This window comes from Natrarchaeobius oligotrophus (genome assembly GCF_003841465.1).
Classification (GTDB): Archaea; Halobacteriota; Halobacteria; order Halobacteriales; family Natrialbaceae; genus Natrarchaeobius; species Natrarchaeobius oligotrophus.
Genome location: NZ_REFZ01000057.1, coordinates 1 through 1203 on the forward strand (window position 1 = coordinate 1; position 1203 = coordinate 1203).

Sequence of the window (1203 nt, forward strand, 5' to 3'; positions counted from 1 at the left end):
CGTCAAGTGAACGAGGGACGTGCCAACAAACTCTATCGAACACTCTCAGAACTGAAAGCGTATCTCACGAGTAAACTCCCAACGCTGCACTCACCGAGGATCTATGAGTATCTCTGCTGATCCCTATGAATGCTGATCAGTTCTTGTCCTGTACCGAGTGACCACAGAAGATACAGGTCGGCCCTCTATCCGACGGTTCAACCACAATCACAACGGTGAACCGCTCGTCTTGTACGACGTAAAGGATGCTTACGTCCGAATCTTCGGTGAGGTGGAACAGACTTACTGCCGGATCATGATTTGTGGCCAGCACAACATTCATCCCGACGAGTTAGACGACCTCGAGCCGACCGACGTGAAACCGACGATACGGCCGCTGACACCTCCGTCGCCGACTGTCTCCCATTACCCATACATCAAATATGTCCTACAAAAGTTTCCTCATCCATTAAGCGCCGACGAGGACCTCGAAGATCTCTTCAGGATCGATCTCGGCGTTTTCACCGATTTAAAGCGAGAATACGCCGGTGAGAACGTTGACGAGAAAGTTAAGGAGCTGCTCTTCCTGGATTTCACCGTCTGCTTGCTTTGGGTTCTTAAGTACGACTCAGCAAGCAGACTTCTGAGCTAACGGCTTCGTGAAGTTCTGTGTATAATCACATATATGGGTCGGGGTTGCCGTCGTCTGTTAGGTCAAAAATCTCACCGTCAGTCAAAGAATACTCAACGCCAATTGGTCCACTCCCTCCCGAGATTGAACTGATGGAACCTGATCCACCATTATGGACGTAGGAGCCAAATATATTACCTGCTACGCCGTCCAAACTCTCTAACTCTGTCATCAATGACACGTCCGTCGTCTCTGGTGGACGGGGGTCGGACTGGACATAGTGATCAACCGGCAACTCAACGGTGGCAGCCAAACCTCCATCTTCTAAACTATCTGAGTAGAAAGATATATCTCCGTCTTCTTCAACATCGTTCGTGTGCGTGATTGTTTTAGATGTTGAACCGACAACTGACCAATGACTGCCGTTAAACGAAATTCCAATAGCATCCTCGATTCCTTTATAATAACTCAGCTTTGAACGTTGAAGTAGGATCGTGACGTAGGCAGTAGCGAACACGGATGATGCCGATTACGGACTTCTTGTCGTGCACGCGTGTATTCGACGAGTTCGAGTCGCTGTCACCCGCACAACG

General features: G+C 49.3%; 2 protein-coding genes. One reads left to right on the forward strand and one right to left on the reverse strand.

Annotated elements, in window-relative coordinates:
• Window positions 1–157 precede the first annotated feature (157 nt).
• Window positions 158–631 carry a hypothetical protein gene (locus EA472_RS21795; RefSeq protein ID WP_124193546.1) on the forward strand — a complete coding sequence of 158 codons (474 nt, stop codon included), beginning with the start codon at window positions 158–160 and terminating at the stop codon, window positions 629–631.
• 25 nt (window positions 632–656) lie between these two features.
• Here EA472_RS21795 and EA472_RS21800 read toward each other — a convergent pair whose 3' ends face one another.
• Window positions 657–842, reverse strand: coding sequence for a hypothetical protein (locus tag EA472_RS21800; protein ID WP_124193547.1), 186 nt, complete (start codon window positions 840–842; stop codon window positions 657–659).
• Window positions 843–1203: the final 361 nt, after the last annotated feature.